Origin of the sequence: Xaviernesmea rhizosphaerae, from assembly GCF_001938945.1 — a bacterium.
Lineage (GTDB): Bacteria > Pseudomonadota > Alphaproteobacteria > Rhizobiales > Rhizobiaceae > Xaviernesmea > Xaviernesmea rhizosphaerae.
Genome location: NZ_MKIO01000029.1, coordinates 99,985 through 126,940, shown reverse-complemented (window position 1 = coordinate 126,940; position 26,956 = coordinate 99,985). Strand labels below are relative to the sequence as shown.

21 protein-coding genes are annotated in these 26,956 nt (G+C 64.6%); 13 read left to right on the top strand and 8 right to left on the bottom strand.

Translation table 11 applies throughout. From position 1 onward, the window contains the following. Positions 1-20: 20 nt before the first annotated feature. The 7 genes from dusB to hflX all read left to right on the top strand — a co-directional run bounded on the left by dusB (position 21) and on the right by hflX (position 9,534). On the top strand, positions 21-1,076 hold the full coding sequence (gene dusB, locus BJF92_RS11375; RefSeq protein ID WP_075634860.1) for a tRNA dihydrouridine synthase DusB: 1,056 nt from the start codon (positions 21-23) through the stop codon (positions 1,074-1,076). After that, positions 1,073-2,227, top strand: a complete 1,155-nt coding sequence (locus tag BJF92_RS11370) for a two-component system sensor histidine kinase NtrB (RefSeq protein ID WP_075634859.1) — start codon at positions 1,073-1,075, stop codon at positions 2,225-2,227. Before dusB ends, BJF92_RS11370 begins: the two co-directional genes overlap by 4 nt. Further along, positions 2,224-3,678: a nitrogen regulation protein NR(I) gene (ntrC, locus tag BJF92_RS11365; RefSeq protein ID WP_075634858.1), complete on the top strand. Its 1,455-nt coding sequence runs from the start codon at positions 2,224-2,226 to the stop codon at positions 3,676-3,678. Before BJF92_RS11370 ends, ntrC begins: the two co-directional genes overlap by 4 nt. Positions 3,679-4,017: 339 nt before the next feature. Beyond that, a complete protein-coding gene (locus BJF92_RS11360; RefSeq protein WP_075634857.1) occupies positions 4,018-6,285 on the top strand; it encodes a sensor histidine kinase NtrY-like in 2,268 nt (755 codons plus the stop codon). Then, positions 6,275-7,639 carry a nitrogen assimilation response regulator NtrX gene (ntrX, locus tag BJF92_RS11355; RefSeq protein ID WP_075634856.1) on the top strand — a complete coding sequence of 455 codons (1,365 nt, stop codon included), beginning with the start codon at positions 6,275-6,277 and terminating at the stop codon, positions 7,637-7,639. The genes BJF92_RS11360 and ntrX overlap by 11 nt, the downstream gene beginning before the upstream one ends. A gap of 246 nt (positions 7,640-7,885) precedes the next feature. Beyond that, a complete protein-coding gene (gene hfq / locus BJF92_RS11350) occupies positions 7,886-8,128 on the top strand; it encodes an RNA chaperone Hfq (RefSeq protein WP_075634855.1) in 243 nt (80 codons plus the stop codon). A 77-nt stretch (positions 8,129-8,205) separates the two neighbouring features. Beyond that, positions 8,206-9,534, top strand: a complete 1,329-nt coding sequence (hflX, locus tag BJF92_RS11345; protein ID WP_078057985.1) for a GTPase HflX — start codon at positions 8,206-8,208, stop codon at positions 9,532-9,534. 477 nt (positions 9,535-10,011) lie between these two features. Here hflX and BJF92_RS11340 read toward each other — a convergent pair whose 3' ends face one another. Then, positions 10,012-10,935 carry a pseudouridine-5'-phosphate glycosidase gene (locus tag BJF92_RS11340; protein WP_075634853.1) on the bottom strand — a complete coding sequence of 308 codons (924 nt, stop codon included), beginning with the start codon at positions 10,933-10,935 and terminating at the stop codon, positions 10,012-10,014. 118 nt (positions 10,936-11,053) lie between these two features. Then, positions 11,054-12,097 (bottom strand): carbohydrate kinase family protein, encoded by a 1,044-nt coding sequence (locus BJF92_RS11335; protein ID WP_075634852.1) that lies wholly within the window; start codon positions 12,095-12,097, stop codon positions 11,054-11,056. A gap of 225 nt (positions 12,098-12,322) precedes the next feature. Between BJF92_RS11335 and recA the strand changes: the two genes are divergently transcribed. Both recA and alaS read left to right on the top strand, forming a co-directional pair. Next, complete coding sequence (recA, locus tag BJF92_RS11330) at positions 12,323-13,417, top strand: recombinase RecA (protein WP_075634851.1); 1,095 nt, start codon at positions 12,323-12,325, stop codon at positions 13,415-13,417. A gap of 316 nt (positions 13,418-13,733) precedes the next feature. Further along, positions 13,734-16,388 carry an alanine--tRNA ligase gene (gene alaS / locus BJF92_RS11325; protein WP_075634850.1) on the top strand — a complete coding sequence of 885 codons (2,655 nt, stop codon included), beginning with the start codon at positions 13,734-13,736 and terminating at the stop codon, positions 16,386-16,388. 410 nt (positions 16,389-16,798) lie between these two features. Here alaS and BJF92_RS11320 read toward each other — a convergent pair whose 3' ends face one another. The 4 genes from BJF92_RS11320 to BJF92_RS11305 form a co-directional block, all read right to left on the bottom strand. Further along, complete coding sequence (locus tag BJF92_RS11320; RefSeq protein ID WP_075634849.1) at positions 16,799-17,575, bottom strand: amino acid ABC transporter ATP-binding protein; 777 nt, start codon at positions 17,573-17,575, stop codon at positions 16,799-16,801. 97 nt (positions 17,576-17,672) lie between these two features. Beyond that, the gene (locus BJF92_RS11315) at positions 17,673-18,851 is read right to left on the bottom strand and encodes an amino acid ABC transporter permease (protein WP_425356465.1); all 1,179 of its coding nucleotides are present in this window, start codon (positions 18,849-18,851) and stop codon (positions 17,673-17,675) included. A gap of 1 nt (position 18,852) precedes the next feature. After that, complete coding sequence (locus BJF92_RS11310) at positions 18,853-20,076, bottom strand: amino acid ABC transporter permease (protein WP_078057984.1); 1,224 nt, start codon at positions 20,074-20,076, stop codon at positions 18,853-18,855. 109 nt (positions 20,077-20,185) lie between these two features. Next, on the bottom strand, positions 20,186-21,208 hold the full coding sequence (locus BJF92_RS11305) for an amino acid ABC transporter substrate-binding protein (RefSeq protein ID WP_075634847.1): 1,023 nt from the start codon (positions 21,206-21,208) through the stop codon (positions 20,186-20,188). Positions 21,209-21,565: 357 nt separating this feature from the next. Between BJF92_RS11305 and BJF92_RS11300 the strand changes: the two genes are divergently transcribed. Continuing rightward, positions 21,566-22,768, top strand: coding sequence for a cystathionine beta-lyase (locus tag BJF92_RS11300; protein ID WP_075635029.1), 1,203 nt, complete (start codon positions 21,566-21,568; stop codon positions 22,766-22,768). 66 nt (positions 22,769-22,834) lie between these two features. Here the strand turns inward: BJF92_RS11300 and BJF92_RS11295 are convergent, their stop codons facing one another. Both BJF92_RS11295 and BJF92_RS11290 read right to left on the bottom strand, forming a co-directional pair. Beyond that, positions 22,835-23,980 carry an FAD-dependent monooxygenase gene (locus BJF92_RS11295; protein WP_075634846.1) on the bottom strand — a complete coding sequence of 382 codons (1,146 nt, stop codon included), beginning with the start codon at positions 23,978-23,980 and terminating at the stop codon, positions 22,835-22,837. A 9-nt stretch (positions 23,981-23,989) separates the two neighbouring features. Continuing rightward, positions 23,990-24,235, bottom strand: coding sequence for a zinc-finger domain-containing protein (locus BJF92_RS11290; protein WP_075634845.1), 246 nt, complete (start codon positions 24,233-24,235; stop codon positions 23,990-23,992). Positions 24,236-24,487: 252 nt separating this feature from the next. Here BJF92_RS11290 and BJF92_RS11285 point away from each other — a divergent pair, with 252 nt between their 5' ends. From BJF92_RS11285 to BJF92_RS11275, 3 genes are all read left to right on the top strand, one after another. Further along, positions 24,488-25,273 carry an alpha/beta fold hydrolase gene (locus BJF92_RS11285; protein ID WP_075634844.1) on the top strand — a complete coding sequence of 262 codons (786 nt, stop codon included), beginning with the start codon at positions 24,488-24,490 and terminating at the stop codon, positions 25,271-25,273. A gap of 302 nt (positions 25,274-25,575) precedes the next feature. Next, positions 25,576-26,403 (top strand): serine O-acetyltransferase, encoded by an 828-nt coding sequence (gene cysE, locus BJF92_RS11280; protein WP_075634843.1) that lies wholly within the window; start codon positions 25,576-25,578, stop codon positions 26,401-26,403. Positions 26,404-26,646: 243 nt separating this feature from the next. Next, entirely contained in the window at positions 26,647-26,850 is a 204-nt protein-coding gene (locus BJF92_RS11275) for a DUF3126 family protein (protein ID WP_075634842.1), read from the top strand. Positions 26,851-26,956: the final 106 nt, after the last annotated feature.

Genomic DNA, 26,956 nt, shown 5'->3' with positions numbered 1-26,956 from the left:
AAAAATACAGCAAAGTACAGATGTGCCCGAAAGATAATCAGTTGCACGTAACGGATGCTTCCTCTTCCCTGATGGTGGGTCCTGTCGCTCTGCGCAACCGCGTCGTGCTTGCGCCGATGTCCGGCGTCACGGACCTGCCGTTTCGCCGGCTGGCCTGGCGGCACGGCGCCGGGCTGGTGGTTACGGAGATGGTGGCCAGCCGCGAGCTGGTGGGGCAGGCGGAGGAAAGCTGGGCGCGGCTGAAAAGCGCGGGCATTTCCCCGCATATGGTGCAGCTCGCCGGCCGTGAGGCGCATTGGATGGCGGAGGCTGCGCGCATCGTTGAAGGCGAGGGCGCCGATCTCATCGACATCAATATGGGCTGCCCGGCCAAGAAGGTGACGGGCGGCTATTCCGGTTCGGCGCTGATGCGCGATCCCGACCATGCGCTGCGGCTGATCGAGGCGACGGTCAAGGCCGTGTCGCTGCCGGTGACGCTGAAGATGCGGCTGGGCTGGGACGAGACGAGCCTCAACGCGGCCGAGATCGCGCGGCGCGCGGAAGAGGCCGGCGTGCGGATGATCACCATTCACGGGCGCACGCGGATGCAGTTCTACACCGGGCGGGCGGATTGGGACGCGATCCGCGCCGTGCGCGCGGCGGTCTCCGTGCCGCTGGTGGCCAATGGCGATGTGGCGACACCGGAAGATGTGCGCGAGATCCTGCGCCGCTCGGGCGCCGATGCCGTCATGGTCGGCCGGGCCACGCAGGGGCAGCCCTGGCTGCCCGGCTGTCTGGCCGGCGCCGCCACCGCGCCGGAAGGCGCCGCGCTGCGCGATCTTGTGGCCGAGCACTATGCCGCCATACTGGATTTTTACGGCGAGCAGGCGGGCCTGCGCCATGCGCGCAAGCATCTCGGCTGGTATCTCGACCGCTTCGCGCCGGGGCTCGCGCCCGGCGACAAGGGCCTGATCATGACCGGAACGGAGCCGAAGGCGGTGATCGCCCGCGTGCTCGCCGCCATCGAAGACGCGCAAGGCAGAGGCGATGGCCGCCAGCCTGGCAACGACCTGGTCGAAAGGAGCGCCGCTGCATGACGGACGCCGGCAGGAAGGATACCGAGAAGCGCGTGGATGACAGCCTGCCGATGGCGGTGCTGAACGCCATCCGCAATCCTGTGATCATGGTTAACGACAAGGGGCTGGTGGTCTTTGCCAACTGGCAGGCCGAATCCTTTTTCGGCGCCAGCGCCAACTATCTCGCCCGCCACGACATCAGCGCCTTCATTCCCTTCGGCAGCCCGCTGCTGACGCTGATCGAGCAGGTGCGCGAACGCCGCGCCGCGGTCAACGAATACCGGGTGGATCTGAGCTCGCCGCGCCTGGGCGCCGACAAGCTGGTCGATCTTTTCGTCGGTCCGGTCGCCTCCGAGCCCGGCTGCGTCGTCGTGGTGTTTCAGGAACGCTCCATGGCGGACAAGATCGACCGCCAGCTGACCCATCGCGCGGCGGCCCGCTCTGTCACGGGCCTCGCCTCAATGCTGGCGCATGAAATCAAGAACCCGCTGTCGGGCATTCGCGGCGCCGCCCAGCTTCTGGAAACCTCCGTCGACGACGAGGACCGGGCGCTGACCCGGCTGATCTGCGACGAGACGGACCGCATCGTCTCGCTGGTCGATCGCATGGAGGTGTTTTCCGACGAGCGGCCGGTCGACCGCCATCCGGTCAACATCCATTCCGTGCTGGATCATGTGAAGGCCGTGGCCAAGGCCGGCTTTGCCCGGCGCATCAAGATCACCGAGAATTACGATCCGTCGCTGCCGGCCGTCTTCGCCAATCGCGACCAGCTCGTACAGGTCTTCCTCAACCTGGTGAAGAATGCGGCGGAAGCCATCGGCGACAAGCCGGATGGCGAGATCATGCTGACGACGGCCTATCGTCCGGGCATCCGCCTGTCGGTTGCCGGCACGCGCGAGAAGATCTCGCTGCCGCTCGAATTCTGCGTTCATGACAACGGCCCCGGCGTTCCGGCCGACCTGCTGCCGCATCTCTTTGACCCCTTCGTCACCACCAAGACCAACGGATCGGGTCTGGGGCTGGCGCTGGTCGCCAAGATCATCGGCGGCCATGGCGGCATCGTCGAATGCGACAGCCAGAACCACCGCACCACCTTCCGCGTGCTCATGCCGGCCTCCAAGGGCAAGGCCGAGGACGCCGATCCGTCCAGCGTAAGAGGATCCTCCCGATGACAGGCGCCACGATTCTCGTCGCCGATGACGACGCCGCCATCCGCACCGTTCTGAACCAGGCTCTGTCGCGTGCCGGCTATGATGTGCGCATCACCTCCAATGCCGCCACGCTGTGGCGCTGGGTTTCGGCCGGCGACGGGGATCTGGTGGTGACCGACGTGGTCATGCCGGACGAGAACGCCTTCGACCTGCTGCCGCGCATCAAGAAGGCCCGTCCCGATCTTCCCGTGCTGGTCATGAGCGCGCAGAACACCTTCATGACGGCGATCAAGGCGTCGGAAAAGGGCGCCTATGACTATCTGCCCAAGCCCTTCGACCTGACCGAACTGATCGCCATTATCGGCCGCGCGCTGGCCGAGCCCAAGCGCAAGCCGGTCAAGGTGGAGGAGGATCCGCAGGACGGCATGCCGCTGGTCGGCCGCTCGGCCGCCATGCAGGAAATCTACCGCGTGCTCGCCCGTCTGATGCAGACTGACCTGACGCTGATGATCACGGGTGAATCGGGCACCGGCAAGGAGCTGGTCGCGCGCGCGCTGCATGATTACGGCAAGCGCCGCAATGGCCCCTTCGTCGCCATCAATATGGCCGCCATTCCGCGCGATCTGATCGAATCGGAGCTGTTCGGTCATGAGAAGGGTGCCTTCACGGGCGCGCAGCAGCGCTCCACCGGCCGTTTCGAGCAGGCCGAGGGCGGCACGCTGTTTCTCGATGAAATCGGCGACATGCCGATGGATGCGCAGACGCGCCTGCTGCGCGTACTCCAGCAGGGGGAATACACCACCGTCGGCGGCCGCACGCCGATCCGCTCGGATGTGCGCATCGTTGCGGCCACCAACAAGGATCTGAAGCAGTCGATCAACCAGGGCCTGTTCCGCGAGGATCTCTATTACCGGCTGAACGTCGTGCCGCTGCGCCTGCCGCCGCTGCGCGACCGCGCCGAGGATATTCCCGACCTCGTGCGCCATTTCGTCGCCCAGGCGGAGAAGGACGGGCTCGACGTCAAGCGCTTCGACAATGAGGCGCTGGAGCTGATGAAGGCCTATCCCTGGCCGGGCAATGTGCGCGAGCTGGAAAATGTCGTGCGCCGCCTGACCGCGCTCTATCCGCAGGATGTCATTACCCGCGAGATCATCGAGACCGAGCTGCGGGCCGACATTCCCGACAGCCCGATCGACAAGAATGGCGGGCGCACGGGAACCCTGTCGATCTCCCAGGCGGTGGAGGAAAACATGCGGCAATATTTCGCCGGTTTCGGCGATGCCCTGCCGCCCCCCGGGCTCTATGACCGGGTTCTGGCCGAGATGGAATATCCGCTGATTCTGGCGGCCCTCACCGCCACGCGCGGAAACCAGATCAAGGCCGCCGATCTGCTCGGCCTCAACCGCAACACGTTGCGCAAGAAAATTCGCGAGCTCGGCGTGTCCGTCTATCGCTCCTCGCGCTCGGCCTGAGCGGCACTTTCACCGGGCATGCCCAGCCGGGGCCTTGCTCCGCTCGAGCGCCTTGATCCTGCGTCTGCGGATGTCCCTGCTTGACTTCCGCTGCCGGACCGTTGCATTTTGGCCACAATCCGTTGATTAGACCACAATCTCGTCTCAAGAGATTGTCGGCTTCGCTCCGTCTTCGAGCCTTTGATGCGCTTTGCCTGGCAGGGATCCCGGTCAGGGGAGGTCGGCGCGGCTTGGTCGCTTCTCCGCCTTGGCAAGCGCGGACGTGGGGATGATGGACGGCGACGAGGCGGCACCGAAGCGGCGAGAGCCGGAAGGTCGGGCGTCGAAGGAAGTGAGAGCATGGTGGACGGGGTATCGATGCCTGCGGGGCAGAAGGAGGGGGCGGTGATCGGCCAGGATCGCCGTGCGTCCTTCGCTTTGCCGGGCGTGATGCTGGCCAGCGGCGCGCTGTTCTGCGCCATCGCCTCGCTGCTGATTCTGCTGGGTCTCACGCCGATCGCGCCCGAGCGCAACATCGTCATCGCCTCGGCCGCGGTCAACGCGGTCTTCGTCATCGGTCTCGCCTATCTCATCGGCCGTGAAATCACCCGCCTGTTGAAGGCGCGCCATCGCGGCCGGGCGGCGGCGCGGCTGCATATCCGCATCGTCGCGCTGTTTTCGATCGTGGCGATCACCCCGGCGATCCTGGTGGCGATCTTCGCCTCGATCACGCTGGATGTCGGCCTCGACCGCTGGTTCTCGCTGCGAACCCAAGCGATCGTGCGCTCCTCGCTCGATGTGGCGCAAGCCTATGTCTTGGAAAATGCCAGCTACCTCCAGGGACAGACGGCCTCGATGGCCAATGATCTGGAGCGCAACCGCCAGCTCTACAGCCTCGACCGCACCGGCTTCATCGAGCTGATGACGCGCCAGGCGCGCGCGCGCGGCATGCTCGGCGCCTTCCTGGTGCGCAAGGACGGCACGGCCATCCTTCAGGCCAATATTCCCACCGACAGGCCTCTGCCGGCCATTCCCACGGATGCGCTGAACAGCACCGTCGCCGGCCAGCCGACGCTCATTCCTCCCGGCGTGACCAATCTCGTCGGCGCCATCATTCCCGTCGACAACATTCCCGACACGCTGCTCTACACAGTGCGTTCGGTCGATCCGAACGTCATGCGGGCCATGCGGCAGATGGAGGAGAATGCCGCCGAATATTCCAACCTGAAGGCCGGCCGCGCCTCCCTGCAGCTTGCCTTCGGCGTGCTCTATCTCGGCTTTGCGCTGATCGTGCTGCTTGCGGCCATCTGGACCGCGATTGCCGTGGCCGACCGGATCGTGCGGCCAATCCGCCTGCTGATCGGCGCGGCCGACAGCGTCGCCTCGGGCAATCTGCATGTGGTGGTTCCGGTGCATGCCGTCGATGGCGATGTCGGCAGCCTGTCGCGCACTTTCAACAAGATGATCGTCCAGATCCGCACCCAGCGCGACCAGTTGCTGGAGGCCAAGGACGAGATGGACAACCGCCGCCGCTTCATCGAGGCGGTGCTGTCGGGCGTCACAGCGGCGGTGATCGGCGTGGAGGAAGACCGGCGCATCACCATCGCCAATCCCTCCTCCGAGGATTTTCTCGCCCGTCCCGTGCTGGATATGGTCGGCGAGCGCCTCGGCGATGTCGCACCGGAGATCGATCAGGTGCTGAGCGAGGCCGTCAGCCGGCCGCGCGCCGATTATCGCCGGCAGATCAACATCATGCGCGGCGGCACCGAGCGCACGCTCAATGTTCAGGTGACGCGCGAGGAAAGCCATGATGCCAAGGACAGCTTCGTCATCACCATCGACGACATTACCGACCTCGTGATCGCCCAGCGCTCCACGGCCTGGGCGGATGTGGCGCGGCGCATCGCGCATGAGATCAAGAACCCGTTGACCCCGATCCAGCTTTCGGCCGAGCGGCTGCGTCGGCGTTATGGCAAGCAGATCGCCGAGGATGGGCGTCCGGTCTTCGACCAGTGCATCGACACGATCGTGCGCCAGGTCGAGGATATCGGCCGCATGGTCGACGAGTTCTCCGCCTTTGCGCGCATGCCCAAGCCGACGAAGGAGCGCAGCGATCTGCGCGCGATCCTCAAGGACGCCGTCTTCCTGCGCGAGATGGGCAACAGCCACATCCAGTTCCAGCGCGATTTCGGCGCCGCGGCCTTGGATGGCCTGTTCGATTCGCGCATGCTGGGCCAGGCCTTCGGCAATCTGATCAAGAACGCCGTCGAGGCGATCGAGGCCGTGTCGGGCGATGCCGAGCGCGGGCCGGCCAAGATCCTGGTGCGTGCGCGCGCCGATGCGGAGCGCCACCTCTATTGTGTCGAGGTGATCGACAACGGCAAGGGGCTTCCCACGGAAAACCGGCACCGGATCCTGGAGCCCTATATGACGATGCGCGAGAAGGGTACGGGCCTCGGCCTCGCCATCGTCAAGAAGATTATCGAGGATCATGGCGGGCAGCTCGAACTGCACGATGCGCCCGCCGATTTCGACCAGGGGCGCGGGGCGATGATCCGCGTGCTCCTGCCCCCGGCCACGGCCGAGGGCGCCGAGCAAGAGAACAAGGAAAACAGGCATGGCGGCTGATATTCTGGTTGTGGACGACGAGGAAGACATCCGCGAGATCGTCTCCGGCATTCTGTCCGACGAGGGCTACGAGACCCGCACGGCCTTCGACAGCGACAGCGCGCTGGCGGCGATCTCCGATCGCCTTCCGCGTCTGGTCTTCCTCGATATCTGGATGCAGGGCAGCCGGCTGGACGGGCTGGCCCTGCTCGACGAGATCCATTCCCGCCATCCCGAACTGCCCGTGGTGATGATCTCCGGCCATGGCAATATCGAAACCGCGGTCTCCGCCATCCGCCGCGGCGCCTATGACTTCATCGAGAAGCCGTTCAAGGCCGACCGGCTGATCCTGATCGCCGAGCGCGCGCTGGAAACCTCCAAGCTCAAGCGCGAGGTGTCCGAACTGAAGAAGCGCTCCGGCGATCCTGTCGAGCTGATCGGCACGTCGGTGGCGGTCTCCCAGCTGCGCCAGACCATCGAGAAGGTGGCGCCGACCAACAGCCGCATCATGATCCTCGGCCCCTCCGGCTCCGGCAAGGAGCTGGTGGCGCGGATGGTCCACCGCAAGTCCAGCCGCGCCACTGGCCCCTTCGTCGCGCTCAATGCCGCAGCGATCACGCCGGATCGCATGGAGATCGCGCTGTTCGGCACCGAGGGCACGGCCGGGCAGCCGCGCCGCACCGGCGCGCTGGAGGAGGCCCATGGCGGCATTCTCTATCTCGATGAAATCGGCGAAATGCCGCGCGAGACGCAGAACAAGATCCTGCGCGTTCTGGTCGATCAGCAGTTCGAGCGTGTCGGCGGCTCCAAGCGGGTCAAGGTGGATGTGCGCATCATCTCCTCCACCGCTTACAATCTCGAAAGCCTGATCGCCGAGGGGCTGTTCCGCGAGGATCTCTACCATCGCCTTGCGGTGATCCCGGTGCGCGTGCCGCCGCTGGCCGAGCGGCGCGAGGATATTCCCTTCCTGGTCGACATGTTCATGCGCCAGATTTCCGAACAGGCCGGCATCCGCTCGCGGCGAATCGGCGATGACGCGCTGGCGGTTCTCCAGGCGCATGACTGGCCGGGCAATATCCGCCAGCTGCGCAACAATATCGAGCGGCTGATGATTCTCGCCCGGTCCGATGGTCCCGACAGCGTCATCACCGCCGACATGCTGCCGACCGAGGTGGGCGACAGCCTGCCGAAGATCTCCGCCCAGGGCGACCAGCACATCATGACGCTGCCTTTGCGCGAGGCCAGGGAAATGTTCGAGCGCGACTATCTTATTGCGCAGATCAACCGTTTCGGCGGAAATATTTCCCGAACGGCCGAATTCGTGGGGATGGAACGCTCCGCGCTACACCGAAAACTGAAATCGCTCGGTGTCTAGGGAATTTGACATTTGAGGCCAACCTCGGGCGATCTCACGAATCAAATGTCAAAATCAGACAGTCAGGTCCGGATCGCCGGCTATTCTTTTTTTCGGGGGATGCAGCGGCAATCGTTTTCGAGATTGCGGAGGTAACCCCGATTTGATACCAAAATGCGCACGGACGGGCGGGGGCATGCCCGGGTGCAATTTTTTTCTTTTGGAACAACCGGTTGCCGGACCGGCAAATAAGAAAGCAGCGACGCCATGGCGGAACGTTCTCAAAACTTGCAGGATCTTTTTCTCAATACCGTCCGCAAGCAGAAGATTTCCCTGACGATTTTCCTCATCAACGGCGTCAAGCTGACTGGCGTTGTCACTTCCTTTGACAATTTCTGTGTGCTTTTGCGCCGTGACGGCCACTCCCAGCTCGTGTATAAGCACGCGATCTCGACAATCATGCCCGGCCAGCCGGTGCAGATGTTCGAAAGCGACGACAGCACGTCCTGACGGGATCTGGTCTCATTACCAAACGCGATACGAAATCCACCTCCATCATCCCGGAGCTCGAGCGGCTTCGCGACGACATGCGTGCGCTTGTCGTCGTGCCCGTGATCAAGAAGACCGGACGCGGCGCGGCGGAAGCCGCCGTGTCGGTTTCCACGCGCTCCGACGAAAGCCGGCTTGAAGAGGCCAAGGGCCTGGCCATTGCGATCGACCTGACGGTCGTCGAGGGCCTGATCGTGCCCGTGGCCCAGCCCAAACCCGGCACATTGCTCGGCAGCGGCAAGATCGAAGAGATCGGCCACCTGCTCAGCGAGCACAATGCCGGACTGGTGATCATGGACCATCCGCTGACGCCGGTGCAGCAGCGCAATCTCGAGAAGGAATGGAACGCCAAGGTCATCGACCGGACGGGCCTGATCCTCGAAATCTTCGGCCGCCGTGCCTCCACCAAGGAAGGCACGCTGCAGGTCGACCTCGCCCATCTCAACTATCAGAAGGGCCGGCTGGTGCGCAGCTGGACCCACCTTGAACGCCAGCGCGGTGGCGCGGGCTTCATGGGCGGCCCGGGTGAAACCCAGATCGAGGCCGACCGCCGGCTGCTGCAGGACCGGATCGTCCGGCTGGAGCGCGAGCTGGAGCAGGTTCGCCGCACCCGCCAGCTGCACCGCGCCAAGCGCAAGAAGGTGCCGCATCCGATCGTGGCGCTGGTCGGCTATACCAATGCCGGCAAGTCCACGCTGTTCAACCGCATCACCGGCGCCGGCGTGCTGGCCGAGGACATGCTGTTTGCCACCCTCGACCCGACGCTGCGCCGGATGAAGCTGCCGCATGGCCGCACCGTCATCCTGTCCGATACGGTCGGCTTCATCTCGGACCTGCCGACCCATCTGGTCGCCGCCTTCCGCGCCACGCTGGAAGAGGTGCTGGAAGCCGATCTGATCCTGCATGTGCGCGATATGTCGGACCCTGACACCGCCGCCCAGGCAAGCGACGTCCTGCGCATCCTGGCCGATCTCGGCATTGACGAGGCCGCGCGCAAGGAGCGCCTGGTCGAGGTCTGGAACAAGATCGACCGGCTGGAGCCCGAGGCGCATGATGCGCTGAAGGAAAAGGCCACCCACACCGAGGGCGTCATGGCGCTCTCCGCCATTACCGGCGAGGGTGTCGATGCGCTGATCGATCTCGTCAACGACCGGCTTTCCGGCGTGATGACCGAGGGCAGCGTCACCATTCCGGTCGACAGGCTGCACCTGCTGCCCTGGATCTACGAGCATGCGCATGTCGAGGAGCGGGAGGATCTGGAGGACGGCGCCGTCCGCCTCGAGCTGCGCCTGTCGGCCAGCGATTCCATCGACCTCGAGCGCCGCCTGGGGCTGGCGCCGAAGCTGGACGACAGCGAGAACTGGTGAGGCTATCGCCGGATAGACAATGCAAAAGCCCGGAGATCCGACGGATCTCCGGGCTTTTGCATTCGATGGGACAGGCTTGTTCGGCCCAGCGTGCGGGAGGCTTCAACAGGTTTCCCCGGCCATCGATGCTGATGGGACGTCATCCTCGGCCTTGTTGTATAGCCTTGAGAAGGCTCCCCGAAGGGCCGCATGAGGGGGTAGCCAGGGTCAAAGACATTTGCGCCCTGTCCTGTGATAGGAGATCAGGCGGAATTTTGAGGTTTCTGCCAGAGATAACCATCACGTGCGACGTCATCCTCGGGCTTGTCCCGAGGATCTGCCATGTTCAGTGATTCGTAGATATATCAAACGTTTGCAGATGCTCGGGGCAAGCCTGAGCATGACGCAACGAGGAGCTTGCGCAGCCTCGGGACGGGCCTTTGCATGGATGCGAAGGCGAGGGCTCGCGCTTTCGTACTCAACCCCGAGACCTCCGTCTCACACCATGGCAACTGCGATTTCGGCCGCCAGGCGCGCATTGTTTTCCACCAGCGCAATGTTGGTCTGGAGGCTGCGCCCGTCGGTGATCTCGAAAATGCTCTGCAGCAGATAGGGCGTGACCGCTTTGCCGAGAATGCCGTCGCGCTTGGCATTGTCGAGCGCGCGGGCGATGTAGATCTCCATTTCCTCGCGCGGGATTTCCGCCTCTTCCGGTACGGGATTGGCGATCAGCATGCCGCCATCGATGCCGAGCTGGTCGCGCACCTTCTGGAAATTGGCGATCGCCGCCGGGCTGTTGAGGCTGAGCGGCGAGGCAAGGCCCGATTCGCGCGACCAGAAGGCAGGGAAAGCCTCGCTTTCAAAGGTGACGACGGGCACGCCGCGCGTCTCCAGCACTTCCAGCGTCTTCGGGATATCGAGGATCGCTTTTGCGCCTGCGCAGACGACGATCACGGGCGAGATCGCCAGCTCTTCCAGATCGGCCGAAATGTCGAAGCTCAGTTCCGCACCGCGATGGACACCGCCAATGCCGCCTGTCGCGAAAACGCGGATGCCGGCGCGGGCGGCGGCGATCATCGTCGCGGCCACCGTGGTGGCGCCCGTGCGCCGCTCGGCAATGGCAAAGGCGATGTCCGCGCGGGAAACCTTCATCGCACCCTTGGTCTGGGCCAGGGTCTCTAGCTCGGCCTCTTCCAGGCCGATATGCAGCGTGCCGTCGATCACGGCGATGGTTGCCGGCACGGCGCCGGCCTCGCGGATGATCGTCTCGACGCTGCGGGCCATGTTCAGATTGCCCGGATAGGGCATGCCATGGGTAATGATGGTCGATTCCAGCGCAACAACCGGCGCGCTGCGCTCCTTGGCGGCGGCAACCTCGGCCGAAAGACGCATGGGCAGGAGCGGGGAGGCGGGTCGGGTCATCACATGGATCCTCTTGGAGCTGGAAGCCGGCGGGGGCGTTTGCGCAGCCGGCGAGTCGTCTGGCATTTGGCGCCGCATTTGGGCCTGCGCCAGGAGAAGTCGTTTTTCTTCGCGGGCCTTAGAAAGCCGCGATCGATGCCGCGCTGCTCCCTCTCACAGGTGGCAGATGCGTGACGTCGGGCACATGGGCAAGCGCGCCCGCCAGGAGCGGCGGGCTCATCTGCGACGAGACCGCGAGCGGTGAGGCGAGCGTGACCAGCGACGCGGCCACGCCATGGCGCAGGCTCTGGCCCAGATCGAGGCCGGCAAGCCGCGCGGCCAGAAATCCCGCCGCCAGCGAATCGCCGGCGCCGGTGACGTCGGCGAGCGCGGGGAGCTTCGGCGGCTGCAGCAGCACGGCTTGACCGTGCGAAAAGGCAATGACGGGTCCGGCGCCCGAGGTGACCACCCCGCCCTTGAGACCCAGCGCCGACAGGCGCGCCGGCCAGCTTGCGGGATCGACGCTGGCCGGATCGATGCCGGCGCCGTCTGCTTCGCCGTCCAGCCCCGTCTGCGCCGCCACCAGCGCGGCCGCTTCCGCCCGGTTCATGAACAGGAGATCGAGCGCGTCGAGGCTCGGCTGGAAGCGCAGGACCTTGGCCGGCGAAATCGCGATGCCCGCCTTGATCCGGCCCTCGGCTTCCGCCAGAAGAAGCGCTGCCAAGAGTGTCTCAGCGGGCAGGTTGGCATCGGTCAAAAGAGCGTCGGCTGCCGCAATCTGCTCGCGCAGCTGCCGCTGCTGCACGCGGCGCGGGCCAAACAGGCGGTAGAGATCCATGTCGGCAATGGCGATGACGAGATTGCCATCGGCTTCCAGGATCGCCGTGTAACTCGGGGTGCGACGATCGAGGAAGACGAAGGGCTTGTCGGTAACGCCGGCATCGAGCGCGGCCTGCGCCACCATCTCGCCCGCCGCATCGCCGCCGCGCGGGCTGACCATCGTCACCGCCGCACCGAGCCGCGCCAGGTTGCGCGCGGCATTAAAGCCGCCGCCGCCCGCTTCCTCGAACAGGCTGCCGGGATTGCTGGCGCCCATTACGGTCTGCCCGCCGATGCGCCCCCGCCGATCGAGATGCGCACCGCCCAGCACCACGACCGCGTGGTCCTCGAGGAGGTTCAGCATCGCCGATCATCCTCGCCAAAAGCGCGATTCGCGCCGCTCTGCGTCGGTTTCGTCATAAAGCAGGCACCGATTGTCCCCAGCGTGAACATCTGTGGAACGAAAATAAAATTCCAATTTACCGGCAAGGACTTGTTCGCCTCTTGTGGATTGAGAACAAAAGCAGTACATAGTCCTGAGCGGCGGCGTGATTGCCTCGACAGTTCCGATAACCTAAAGGTGGACGAAATGGCACAGAATTCTTTGCGGCTGGTAGAGGAAAAATCCGTGGACAAAAGCAAGGCACTCGAGGCGGCACTTTCCCAGATCGAACGCTCTTTCGGCAAGGGTTCGATCATGAAGCTTGGCGGCAAGGACAGCGTGGTCGAGATCGAGACCGTGCCGACCGGCTCGCTAGGGCTGGATATCGCGCTGGGGATCGGCGGCCTGCCCAAGGGCCGTATCGTCGAGATCTACGGGCCGGAAAGCTCGGGCAAGACCACGCTGGCGCTGCAGACCATTGCCGAATCGCAGAAGAAGGGCGGTGTCTGCGCCTTCGTCGATGCCGAACATGCTCTGGACCCGATCTATGCCCGCAAGCTCGGCGTCGATCTGGAAAACCTGCTGATCTCCCAGCCCGATACCGGCGAGCAGGCGCTTGAAATCACTGATACGCTGGTGCGCTCCGGCGCGATCGACGTGCTGGTGGTCGACTCGGTCGCAGCTTTGACGCCGCGCGCCGAAATCGAGGGCGAGATGGGCGACAGCCTGCCGGGTCTTCAGGCTCGCCTGATGAGCCAGGCACTGCGCAAGCTGACGGCGTCGATCTCCAAGTCGAACTGCATGGTGATCTTCATCAACCAGATCCGTATGAAGATCGGCGTCATGTTCGGCTCGCCCGAGACCACGACCGGCGGCAATGCGCTGAAGTTCTACGCCTCGGTCCGTCTCGATATCCGCCGCATCGGTTCGGTCAAGGAGCGTGACGAGGTGGTCGGCAACCAGACCCGCGTCAAGGTGGTCAAGAACAAGATGGCCCCGCCCTTCAAGCAGGTCGAATTCGACATCATGTATGGCGAAGGCGTCTCCAAGACCGGCGAGCTCGTCGATCTCGGCGTCAAGGCTGGCATCGTCGAGAAGTCGGGCGCCTGGTTCTCCTATAACAGCCAGCGCCTCGGCCAGGGGCGCGAGAACGCCAAGCAGTTCCTGCGCGACAATCCCAATGCCGCGCGCGAGATCGAAATGGCGCTGCGCCAGAATGCCGGGCTGATCGCCGAGAAGTTCCTGGAGAATGGCGGCCCCGAGGCCGGCGAGAGCGACGACGACGACGCGGCCCTGGGCTGACGGTTTGAAAAAGGGCGGTGCCGGAAGGTGCCGCCCTTTTTGCTTGTGGGGCCTCGTGATCCGATAAGGCGATGCGGCAACGTTACGCGGCAAGGTGGGGCGTTTGCGCCCGGCGGGCGGTCGATCTCAAGCCTTTTCGTTTGCGCGCTGGACAGGGTTTTTCTGCAACGATAAAAGCCGCTGTTCCCCTTGTGGCTTCGGCTGTGGTTTCGCTCGATGAGCCGGCCGGGCAGGGCCGCAGGGAAACGAGATCCGGGGCGTGGGCGCGTCCGGCCTTGAACGGGGGCGGGCAGGCGGAAACAGCAGAGGCAAGCGAATGAGTGGCGTGAACGAAATCCGGTCGACCTTCCTCGACTTCTTCAAGACGAATGGCCACGAGATCGTGCCCTCGAGTCCGCTCGTGCCGCGCAATGACCCGACGCTGATGTTCACCAATGCCGGCATGGTGCAGTTCAAGAACGTCTTCACCGGACTGGAAAGCCGCCCCTATTCCACGGCGACCACCGCGCAGAAATGCGTGCGCGCCGGCGGCAAGCACAATGACCTCGACAATGTCGGCTACACCGCCCGCCACCACACTTTCTTCGAGATGCTGGGGAATTTCTCCTTCGGCGACTATTTCAAGGAACGGGCGATCGAGCTGGCTTGGACGCTTGTGACCCGCGAATTCGGCATCGACCGCAATCGCCTGCTGGTCACCGTCTATCACACCGACGACGAGGCTTTCGGCCTGTGGAAGAAGATCGCCGGCCTGCCGGACGAGCGCATCATCCGCATTCCGACCAGCGACAATTTCTGGGCCATGGGCGATACCGGCCCCTGCGGCCCCTGTTCCGAGATCTTCTACGATCATGGCGACCATATCTGGGGCGGGCCGCCCGGCTCCGCCGATGAGGATGGTGACCGCTTTATCGAGATCTGGAACCTCGTCTTCATGCAGTATGAGCAGGTGACGAAGGAGGAGCGCGTCGACCTGCCGCGTCCGTCCATCGATACCGGCATGGGCCTCGAGCGCGTCGCCGCGCTGCTGCAGGGCAAGCATGACAATTACGATATCGACCTGTTTCAGGCGCTGATCGCGGCCTCGGTCGAGGCAACCGGCGTGAAGGCCAAGGGCGACCAGCGCGCCAGCCACCGCGTGATTGCCGACCACCTGCGCTCCTCCGCCTTCCTGATCGCCGATGGCGTTCTGCCGTCGAATGAAGGCCGCGGCTATGTTCTGCGCCGCATCATGCGCCGCGCCATGCGCCATGCGCAGCTGCTGGGTGCGAAAGATCCGCTGATGTACCGGCTGCTGCCGGCCCTGGTCGGCCAGATGGGCCGCGCCTATCCCGAGCTGATCCGCGCCGAGAGCCTGATTTCGGAAACGCTGAAGCTCGAGGAAACCCGCTTCCGCAAGACGCTGGAGCGCGGCCTTGGCCTGCTGAACGATGCCTCGGCCACGCTCGGCGAAGGCGATCGGCTGGATGGCGAGACCGCCTTCAAGCTCTACGACACCTATGGCTTTCCGCTCGACCTGACGCAGGATGCCTTGCGCGCCCGCGGCGTCGGCGTGGATACCGACGGCTTTGCCGCCGCGATGGAACGGCAGAAGGCCGAGGCGCGCGCAAGCTGGGCGGGGTCGGGCGACGCGGCGGCCGAGACCATCTGGTACGGCCTGCGCGAGCGCCTGGGCGCCACCGAATTCCTCGGCTATGAGACCGAGACCGCGGAAGGCGTGATCCAAGCGCTGGTGCGCGACGGGGCGGAGATCGCCTCGGCAAAAGCCGGCGAAAGCGTTCAGGTGGTCCTGAACCAGACCCCGTTCTATGGCGAGTCCGGCGGCCAGATGGGCGATGCCGGCACCATCACCACCGAACAGGCGCGGCTGAAGGTCACCGACACGCAGAAGCGTGGCGATGGCCTGTTCGTCCACATCGCCGAGGTCGAGGAGGGTACGGTCGAGGCTGGCCAGGCGGCGGCGCTGGAGGTCGATCATGGCCGCCGTGCACGGCTGCGCGCCAATCACTCGGCCACCCACCTCCTGCACGAGGCGCTGCGCGAGGTGCTCGGCACCCATGTGGCGCAGAAGGGCTCGCTCGTTGCGCCCGAGCGCCTGCGTTTCGACGTCTCGCATCCCAAGCCGATGTCGGCCGAGGAACTCAAGGTGGTCGAGGACATGGCCAATGAGATCGTGGTGCAGAACACGGCGGTCACCACGCGGCTGATGAGCGTCGATGACGCCATTGCCGAAGGCGCGATGGCGCTGTTCGGCGAAAAATATGGCGACGAAGTGCGTGTCGTCTCCATGGGCACCGCGCTGCATGGCAACAAGGCGGGCAAGCCCTATTCGGTGGAACTGTGCGGCGGCACGCATGTGGCGGCGACGGGCCAGATCGGCCTCGTCAAGATCCTCGGCGAAAGTGCGGTCGGCGCCGGCGTGCGCCGCATCGAGGCGCTGACCGGCCCCGGCGCTCTGGCCTATCTCAGCGAGCAGGATGAGCGGGTCAAGGCGCTCGCCGGCCAGCTCAAGGTGCAGCCGGCCGAAGTCCTGTCGCGTGTCGAACAGCTGGTCGACGAGCGGCGCAAGATGGAGCGCGAACTGGCCGATGCCAGGCGCAAGCTGGCCCTGACGGGCGGCACGCAGGCAAGCGATGCGCCGCGCGAGGTTGCGGGCGTGCCCTTCCTCGGCAAGGTCGTCACCGGCGTCGAGCCCAAGGATCTCAAGGGTCTGGCCGATGACGGCAAGAAGAGCCTGGGTTCCGGCGTCGTCGTCTTCGTCGGCGTGGCCGACGGCAAGGCGAGCGCCGTCGTCGGCGTCACCGAGGACCTGACCGGCCGCTTCAGCGCCGTCGAGCTCGTGCGCGTCGCCTCCGCCGCGCTCGGTGGCAAGGGCGGCGGCGGCCGCGCAGACATGGCCCAGGCCGGTGGCCCGGACGGCGACAAGGCGGCGGACGCCGTCGAGGCTGTCGCTTCCGCTATGGCCGGCTGAGACACCGCTTTCTTTTCTTAAGACATTAAAACCCGCCGTGGTCCGACCAGGGCGGGTTTTGTTTTGGGCGGGCTGCTTTTTTTGAAGCGCGTCGGATAGGAAAGCGGGAGCCGACTTTCGGAGAAATCCGGTGCAAAAACAAAATCCTGGAGCATAAGACTGCGTTCGGTCTCAAGCCGATGCTCCGGCCGCGGGCCCCCCTGAGCGGGGCCGGGTGCTGGAGGGTTGGAAGAGGCGGGCCGCGGGGAGCGCAAGCGCGATCTGCCGAAAGCGTCTGCAGCGGATCGACAGACCAACCCCGCGCGCTCCTGTCTATCAAACGGCGACAGGCGCCGGCAATTTTGACCATTGCCGACGCCTGTCGAGAGATGCCCTTGCGCTTCGGGCCGGTGATTAGCGGAGCCCTGAGATCAATGCAGGATCTGGCTCAGGAAGAGCTTGGTGCGCTCGTGCTGCGGATTATCGAAGAATTCGGCGGGCGAATTCTGCTCGACGATCTGGCCCTGGTCCATGAAGATCACGCGGTTGGCCACCTGGCGGGCGAAGCCCATTTCATGGGTAACGCAGAGCATGGTCATGCCCTCTTCGGCCAGGCCGACCATGGTGTCGAGCACTTCCTTGACCATTTCGGGGTCGAGTGCCGAGGTCGGCTCGTCGAACAGCATGATCTTCGGCTTCATGCAGAGCGAGCGGGCAATCGCCACGCGCTGCTGCTGGCCGCCGGAGAGCTGGCCGGGATATTTGTTTGCCTGTTCCGGGATCTTGACGCGCTTGAGATAGTGCATCGCGATCTCTTCGGCATCCTTCTTCGGCATCTTGCGCACCCAGATCGGCGCCAACGTGCAGTTTTCCAGGATGGTGAGATGCGGAAACAGGTTGAAGTGCTGGAACACCATGCCGACTTCGCGCCGCACTTCGTCGATCTTCTTGAGGTCGTTGGTCAACTCGATGCCGTCAACGATGATCTTGCCCTTCTGGTGCTCTTCCAGGCGGTTGATGCAGCGGATCATCGTCGATTTGCCGGAGCCCGAGGGGCCGGCAATCACGATCCGTTCGCCGCGCATGACCTTGAGGTTGATGTCGCGCAGAACGTGGAAGTCGCCATACCATTTGTTCATGCCGATGATCTCGACGGCAACGTCTGTCGCGGAGACGGTCATCGCTTTCGGCGCGGCTTGAGCACTCATCTGTCGTTTCCCTTGTTTTTTCTTTGCTTGTTACGATGGTGCCGGGAAGGATCGGGGCCTTCCCGGCGCGCTGGCGCAGGCTTTCGCGTTTGAAGGGTCAGCGCTTGTGCCCCTTGTCGAGCCGGCGCTCGATGAAGCCAGAATAGCGCGACATGCCGAAGCAGAACATCCAAAAGACAAAGCCGGCAAAAACCAGGCCCGTCATCGGGGTCACCGGCGTCAGCCATGTCGCGTCGCTGAAGCTGTTCTTGACCACGCCGAGCAGGTCGAACATCGAGATGATCGAGACCAGCGAGGTGTCCTTGAACATGCCGATGAAGGTGTTGACGATGCCGGGAATGACCAGCTTGATCGCCTGCGGCAGGATGACGAAGCCCATCTTGTGGAAATAGTTGAGGCCGAGCGAGTCGGCGCCCTCATATTGTCCCTTGGGAATGGCTTGCAGGCCGCCGCGGATCACTTCCGCCATATAGGCGGAGGCGAAGATGGACACGCCGACGAGCGCGCGCAGGAATTTGTCGATCGTGTCGCCCGGCTCGAGGAACAGCGGCAGCAGCACGCTGGCCATGAACAGGACGGTGATCAGCGGCACGCCGCGGATGAACTCGATGAACAGCACGCAGAAGGTCTTGACGATTGGCATGGTCGAGCGCCGCCCCAGCGCCAGCAGCACGCCGACGGGCAGGGACACGGCGATGCCGACGAAGGAGATGATCAGGGTGACCATCAAGCCGCCCCAGAGCGCGGTTTCGACATGTTCGAGGCCGAAGACCCCGCCGAGCAGCAGGATATAGGCGACGATGGGCAGGGCAACGAGCATCAGCAGCGCGTTCAGCCCCTTGCGCGGGACCGAGGGGATCAGCAGCGGTACCAAGAGCGCCACGAACAGGGCGGCCACCAGATAGGGCCGCCAGGCTTCGGACCGCGGATAGGAGCCGATCATGAACTGCTGGAAGCGGTCGCCGACATAGGCCCAGCAGGCGCCGCTCCAGCCATCGGGGCGAACGCCGCCCTGAACTGCGGTGGCGCAGGCCGCCCGGTCTGTGCCTGTCCATTGGGCCGAGACGAACAGCCAGTCGATCAGCCCCGGCAGATAGCGGACGAGCAGCGCCAGGGCGATGAGCGTCAGGATGCTGTTGCCGACCGACGGGAACAGATTGTCCCGGATCCAGGAAAGCGTGGTGGATTTCGCCTTCGGTGCGGGCTGTTGCGGCAGGAAGGTCTGGCGGACATAGCCGAGTTCGGTGGTCATATTCGGGGAGAGGCTCTCGGTCATCTCAACGCTCCCTCAGGGCCATCCTGGCATTGAACCAGTTCATGAAGACGGATGTGACCAGGCTGATCGTGACATATACGATCATCCAGATGGCGATCACCTCTATGGCGCGGCCGCTCTGGTTCAGGATGGTGTTGCCCACCTGCACGAGATCGGGATAGCCGGCGGCGACGGCGAGCGAAGAGTTCTTGATCAGGTTGAGATATTGCGATGTCAGAGGCGGAATGATGATGCGCATGGCCTGCGGCAGGATCACCAGGCGCATGGCGCGGTCGGACCGCACGCCGAGCGCGCTGCAGGCCTCGAACTGGCCCGAGGGCACGCCGCGAATGCCGGCCCGCACGATTTCGGCGATGAAGGAGGCGGTATAGAGCGAGAGTGCCAGATAGAGCGACAGGAATTCCGGGCTGATGAGACCGCCACCGCTCAGGTTGAAGCGTCCGAGCACGGGATAGTCGAAGGCGATCGGCTGGCCGGCCGCGAAAAAGACTGCGAGCGGAAGCAGCACGATCAGCGCGACGGAGACGAGAAGCGCCGGCGGGCGCTTGCCCGTGGCCGCCTGGACCTTGTTGGCCCACAGGGTGAAACCGATCGCGCCCAGCACGGCCGCGGCCAGCGCGATCCAGACAGCGCCGAAGCCGGGCTGGAAGATCGGCGCGGGAAAGCTGATGCCGCGGTTGGAGATGATGAACAGCGGGTCCCCGACAGAGGGATCGGCGGCCTTGGCCTGTTCCACGCCGGCGCGAATGGCGCGAAAATCCGGCAGGATCGACAGCACACCCTTGTACCAGAAGAAGATGACCAGCAGCGGCGGGATGTTGCGGAACAGCTCGACATAGATCGTGCAGAGCCGCGCGATCAGCCAGTTCTTCGAAAGCCGGCCGATGCCGATCAGCAGGCCGACGATCGTGGCGGTGATGATGCCGAGAACGCCGACGAGCAGCGTGTTGAGCAGACCGACGGTCAGCGCACGGGCGAAGGTGGAATCGGAACTGTAGGCCATCAGCGCCTGGCCGAGGTCGAAGCCGGCGCGGCCGGACAGAAAGCCGAAGCCGGCCGTCATATTGGCGCGGGCGAGGTTCTCGGCGGCATTGGACCAGGCCTGCCAGATCAGCCAGCCGACCACGAGAACGGTCAGCGCCTGATAGGCATAGGCACGCACAGACGGATCATAGAGAAGAGATGCGCGACGGCCATCCCCATCGCGGGCATCAGCGGAAGCCATGTTTAACCCCTTTTGCATCGCCCTGTTGGCCGGGCGTTTGAAATGAGAGTCGCGGAAGGCGCGGGGGTGCCTTCCGCAGGATTGGACGCTTAGCGCGTCAACATCCGCCTTAGCGGATCGGTGGAGCGTATTGCAGGCCGCCCTGGTTCCACAGCGCGTTGAGGCCACGCTTGATCTTCAGCGGCGAGCCCTGGCCGACATTGCGCTCGAAGGCTTCGCCGTAATTGCCGACGGCCTTGATGATGTTCACGGCCCAGTCCTTGGACAGGCCGAAATCGGCGCCGATGGTCGAGCCCTGTTCCTCGCCGAGGAAGCGCTTGATATCCGGGTTCGGCGACTTCTTCATTTCCTCGACATTGGCCTGGGTGATGCCGAATTCCTCGGCGGCCACCATGGCGTAATGGGAGAAGGACACCACGTCGAACCACTTGCTGTCGCCCTGGCGAACGGCCGGGCCGAGCGGCTCCTTGGAGATGATTTCCGGCAGAATCACGTGATCGTCCGGATTGGAGAGCGACAGGCGGATCGAGTACAGGCCCGACTGGTCGGTGGTGTAGACGTCGCAACGGCCGGCATTGTAGGCGGCATCGACTTCTTCCTGCTTTTCAAACACGACCGGATTGTATTGCAGGTTGTGCGACTTGAAGTAGTCGGCCAGGTTCAGCTCGGTGGTCGTGCCGGTCTGTACGCAGACAGCGGCGCCCGAGAGTTCCAGCGCCGACTTCACGTTCAGCTCCTTGCGGACCATGAAGCCCTGGCCGTCGTAATAGTTGACGGCGCGGAAGTCGAAGCCGAGCTGGCTGTCGCGGCTGGCAGTCCAGGTCGTGTTACGGGCCAGCATGTCGATCTCGCCCGACTGCAGCGCCGGAAAACGGTCCTTGGCCGAGAGAGGCGTGAACTTGACCTTGGTGGCGTCGCCGAAAACAGCGGCCGCCACGGCCTTGCAAAGGTCAATATCAAGACCCGCGAACTGGCCGGAGGAATCCTGCGAGCCGAAGCCTGACAGATTTGCGTTGACGCCGCACTGCAGGAAGCCCTTGGCTTTCACGTCTTCCAGGGTGCCCGCCGAAGCCTGCGCGCCGATCCCCATGACCGCAGCGCCGATCAGCACTGCCAGAATCCTGTTTGCCATTGTTTGAACCTTTTTGTGTTGTCATCTGCGCTGAAAGAGCGATCGAAAGCTGCTGCCACCTCTCGATGTACAACCACCGCGGGTGGCGCTCAGAATTCTATCTCATCATAAAAACAACCCCGGTCAAGTCGGCTTGCTCATCACAAAGGCATTGCTGTTTTTTTCTGCGAGTTTGCCACTGAAATTCGCGAATAAACGGGGATAAATCCGCCCACCGCACAAAAAATAATCGATATCCCCCAGGAATATCCCTGGTATCCCAGGCTGATTCACTTTGTTCGATCAAAAGTGCCGACTCTTGACGGATGCGGGGTCTCGGTTTCAAGAGAGGGCATCTCAATGGAGCATGCTTTCGCGATGACTGATGACAAGGATCCCGTCTATAAGGACGCACTGGCCTCTGCCGGAATGAACACGCGGCTCGCCCATCTCGGCAATCATCCCTTCGACTTCCACGGCTTCGTCAATCCGCCCGTCGTGCATGCCTCTACGGTGCTGTTTCCCAATGCGGCGGCCATGGAGACGCGGGCGCAGAAATATACCTATGGCACGCGCGGCACGCCGACGACCGACGCCCTGTGCGAGGCGATCGACGCGCTGGAGGGCTCTGCCGGCACCATCGTCGTGCCCTCGGGGCTGGCGGCGGTGACGGTGCCGTTCCTGGCGCTGCTCTCCGCGGGTGATCACGCCCTGATTGTCGACTCGGTCTATGGGCCGACGCGGCATTTCTGCAATGCGATGCTCACGCATCTCGGCGTGACCGTCGACTATTACGATCCTGAGATCGGCGCCGGCATCGAGAGCCTGATGCGGCCGAACACCCGGCTGGTGCACACCGAAGCCCCGGGCTCCAACACGTTTGAAATGCAGGATATTCGCGCGATCGCCGATGTCGCCCATCGCCACGGTGCCGTCGTCACCATGGACAATACCTGGGCGACGCCGCTCTATTTCCGTCCGCTCGACCACGGCGTCGATATTTCGATCCATGCCGCGACGAAATATCCGGCAGGCCATTCCGACATCCTGCTCGGCACCGTCTCGGCCAATGCGGCGCAGTGGGAGCGGCTGCACGAGGCCTCGATCACGCTCGGCATCTGCGGATCACCCGATGATTCCTATCAGGTGCTGCGCGGCCTGCGCACCATGGGCGTGCGGCTGGCACATCACGGCGAAAGCGCGCTGGCAATTGCGCGCTGGCTGGAAACGCGCGAGGAGGTGGCGGCGGTTCTGCATCCCGCGCTGGAAAGCTTCCCGGGACACGCGCTGTGGAAGCGCGATTTCAAAGGGGCGTCCGGTGTCTTCTCCTTCGTCCTGAAGGCTGAGCCCGGCGCCCGCAAGGCCAAGGCCTATGCCTTCCTCGACGCGCTCCGGCTCTTCGGGCTCGGCTGGTCCTGGGGCGGCTATGAGAGCCTGGCCGTGCACGTCAATCTCAACGACCGCGTCATCGCCAAGGGACCGGCGGAGGGCACAGTCATCCGTCTGCAGATCGGTCTGGAAAACGTCGCCGATCTCCAGCGTGATCTCGAGCTAGGCTTTGCCGCGGCCTCGCTGCTTTAAGAGGGAAGCCCCAAAATTGTTGCAGTCGCTGCTGGACGGCAGTGGCCGCAGCGCGAATGGCGCGGATTATCCCCGCGCCTGATAGCCATAGAGCCAGTCGAAATCCGCGGCGAGACTTTCGCCGCGGCGCAGGCCGAGTACGAGATTGCGGCCGAGCCGCAGCGGACCGGCGGCGTGATAGGCAAAGCGGTTGAAGGCCGCGCGGGCGCGCACCTTGTCGATCCTGCCGGCGCGATGGCGGCGATAGGCGGCGAAAGCATCGGCCGGCGCGCGCGATTGCGCGAGAAAACCCGCCAGCTCGAAGGCGTCCTCGATCGCCATGGCCGCACCCTGTGCGGCAAAGGGTGTCATCGCATGGGCAGCATCGCCGATGAGCACACGCTGCGCGCCATCGTCCCAGGCGCCGTCTGCCACCTCGAAGAGCGGCCAGGCCACGGCCGGCGTCGCTTGGCGGATCGCCGCCTGAAGGCCGGGATGCCAGAGCGCCAGCAGATCGGCCGGCACCTGATGCGGGCTGCCGGCGGCGAGATCGGCGCTGCCGCGGCCGATCACCACCAGATTGAAGGCATCGCGCAGCGGATAGGCCACCGCATGGGCCCGCGTCGCCATGAAGGCCGTCACCGCCTGCGGATCGAGCACGTCTGGCGCCTTGTCGAAGGGCAGGGTCATGCGCCAGGCTACGTGACCGGAAAAATGCCGCGCGCCGGCGCCGGGAAGAACCGCGCGCAACGCGGACCGGGCGCCATCGGCACCGATGAGCACGGCCGGGCGCCGGCCCGTAATGGCGTCGAGACGGGAGATCGTGCCGCCATCCAGCCGCTGGCCCAGATGCAGGCGGCAGAGCGGATGGGCGGCCACCGCCGCGCTTAGCACCTGCTGCAGGGCGGCGCGGTGGATGGCGGCATAGGCATGGCCCCAGCGCTGCCGGGCATAGGCGCCGGCCGGCACCGCGGCCACGCGGCTAAGGCTCGCGCCGTCGGACAGCCGAATTTCCTCCGGCTCGCGCCAGACGCGCGCGAGGTCGTGGCCGAGCCCGATCCGCTCCAAGACGGCCGTGGCGTTCGGCGAGAGCTGCAGCCCCGCGCCGACTTCCTTCAACTCCGTCGCCTGCTCGACGATGTCGACCTGGAAGCCGTGACGGGCGAGCGACAGCGCGGCCGTCAGGCCGGCAATGCCCGCCCCGGCGATGGCGACGGGCAGATCATGCGGCATCGAACGGTCTTAGGCCGCCTTGACCGAAAAAAGGCAGCCCGAGGGCACGGTCTCTTCTGCCTTAAGGGCAGGGTTGTAGCGATAGAGCGTCGAACAGTAGGAGCAGACCTTCTCGTTGTCGTCGCCCATGTCGATGAAGATGTGCGGATGGTCGAAGGGAATGGAGGCGCCGGTGCACATGAACTCCTTGACGCCGATTTCGATCACGGCATGGCCGCCGTCGTTCTGGAAATGGGGAATGCCGTGACTGGCCATGGCTCTATGCTCCGGTTCTTGCGGTATCGGGTTTCGATCGGCCGGCACCTTAGAAAGCTTTGCGGCAAATGTGTAGACGCCAAGCGTGCCTCATGCCGGATTTTCCGGCGCCACGATCGGGCGTGATGGTGGGCAGATCGGCTGCGCTTTGCGGTCGCGCGCCGGGCCGTCACCATGTAAGAAGACGCCGCATAAAGATGATGGCCGGCGCCCTTGGTGCCGGACGAAGACCGTTTGAAGGAGTTTTGCCCCATGGATCTCAACGCTCCGTCGTTCCAGACCTTTCGCCATGACGGGCTGGATCTTTCCTTTTTCGACAAGGGCGATCCTGCCGGTCCGCCGGTGCTGCTCATTCACGGCTTCGCCTCCAGCGCGCTCGTCAACTGGGTCTTTCCCGGCTGGCTGAAGACGCTGGGTGATGCCGGTTACCGGGTGATCGCGCTCGACAATCGCGGCCATGGCCGAAGCGCCAAGCCGCACGATCCTGCCCTCTATCATCCGCCGGCCATGGCGGCCGATGCCCGGGCGCTGCTCGATCATCTCGGCATCACCTCGGCCACGCTGATGGGCTATTCCATGGGCGCGCGCATCTCGGCTTTCCTGGCGCGCGAGACGCCGGAGCGCGTGCGCGCGCTCGTGCTCGGCGGTCTCGGCATCGGCATGGTCGAGGGCGTGGGCGATTGGGACCCGATCGCCGACGCGCTGCTGGCGCCCTCGCTGGAGGAGGTGAGCCATGAGCGCGGCCGCATGTTCCGCGCTTTCGCCGATCAGACCAAGAGCGACCGTCAGGCCCTTGCCGCCTGCATCTCGACCTCGCGCGATCTCCTCTCAGTCGAGGACATGGGCCGGATCGCCGCACCGACGCTGGTGGCCGTGGGCACGCGCGACGATATTGGCGGATCGCCTCAGGCGCTGGCCGCCCTGATGCCGAATGCCACCGCGCTCGACATTCCCAACCGCGACCACATGCTGGCTGTCGGCGACCGGGTGTTCAAGGCCGCCGTCCTCGCTTTCCTGGAGCAGCATGCCGGTCATTGACGCCGGGCGCGCTGCCCGATGGCGCGCGAGGTCCGGCTTATGCCCGGCCGCAAATAGCGGGCGTGTCCGCAGCGAACGATGCAGGCAGGCCACCCGCCCTGGTCCGGAAGGCAGAGAGGGACCTGTGTTGTGGCCGCAGGGCCATTTCCGTTGGCGTGATTTTGCCCTATATGTGCCACTCAAATTGACAGGCCTTTCCGTCCTCATCGGAAAGGAGAAGGACAGCGGCGCGTGCCCTGGGAGTTCCCATGAGCTGCGCGCCGTCACAAGGCCCCTATTCGCAAGGTGCAAGGAGAGCGGCAATGGCTGCCAGGACCGACATCCGTTCCAGCGAGACGATCCAGCCGATGGATCCGATCTGGGACAGCCTGCGCGAGGAAGCCGCCCTTGCCGCCGAGCGCGAGCCGGTCCTGGGAGCCTTCCTCTACGCGACGATCATCAACCAGACCTCGCTGGAAAAGGCCGTGATCCACCGCATCTGCGAGAGGCTGGACCATGGCGACCTCTCGGCAAGCCTGCTGCGCCAGGCCTTTGCGGAAATGGCGGCGGACTGGCCGCAATGGAGCTCGATCCTGCGCGTCGATATCCAGGCCGTCTATGACCGCGATCCGGCATGCACCCGCTTCATGGAGGTTCTGCTCTATTTCAAGGGCTTCCACGCCATCCAGACCCATCGTCTGGCGCATTGGCTGTTCTCGCACGGCCGGCGCGACCTCGCCCTTTACCTGCAGAGCCGCTCCTCCTCGATCTTCCAGACCGACATCAATCCGGCTGCGCGCATCGGCAAGGGCATCTTCCTCGATCATGCCACCGGGCTTGTGGTGGGCGAAACCGCAGTGATCGGCGACAATGTCTCGATCCTCCATGGCGTGACGCTCGGCGGCACGGGCAAGGAAGGCAGCGACCGCCATCCGAAGATCGGCAATGGCGTGCTGATCGGCGCGGGCGCCAAGATCCTCGGCAATATCCATGTCGGCAACTGCTCGCGCGTGGCGGCCGGCTCGGTCGTTCTCAAGCCCGTTCCGCCCAAGTCCACCGTCGCCGGCGTGCCGGCGCGGGTGGTGGGCGAGGCCGGCTGCTCGGAGCCCGCGCGCTCGATGGATCAGCTGGTGCCGCCCTTCGAGAGCTGACGGCAGCAGAATGGCGCGTGCGCGGTGAAGGCGCGCGCCGTTTTGCGCGGGTCGGGCGCAGCCTTTGTCGCAAATTGTCTCGGGCGCGGCTTTACACCGCCCGTGGCTTCGTGAGAAAAGCCCGCACGGCGCATCGCGCGCTGTCCTCCTTTGCCGTTCCGCCGTCCGGCGCTGCCCGGAGCCGAGCGCCTTTCTGGCGCCTTCGCCGCGCGATGACGGCCCACCCTCACGTCGGAGACATCCGTGAAGCCTGAAGAAGTCAAGAAGCTCGAAGCCTATTTCAAGCGCAACCTGAACCAGGAGATCGTCATCAAGCCGCGCCCGCGCAAGGACGAATCGGCCGAGGTCTATCTGGCCGACGAGTTCCTGGGCGTGATCTTCCGCGACGAGGAAGACGGCGAACTGTCCTACAATTTCTCGATGGCGATCCTGGCGATCGATCTCTGAGGCCCGCAGCGCCTGCAATCAAAAGGTGATCACGGATTTTTGGTCGGTTTTCTCGCTATTTCTAGTGATTCCATCCCTGGCTATACCGCGGTGCACATTGACTTCA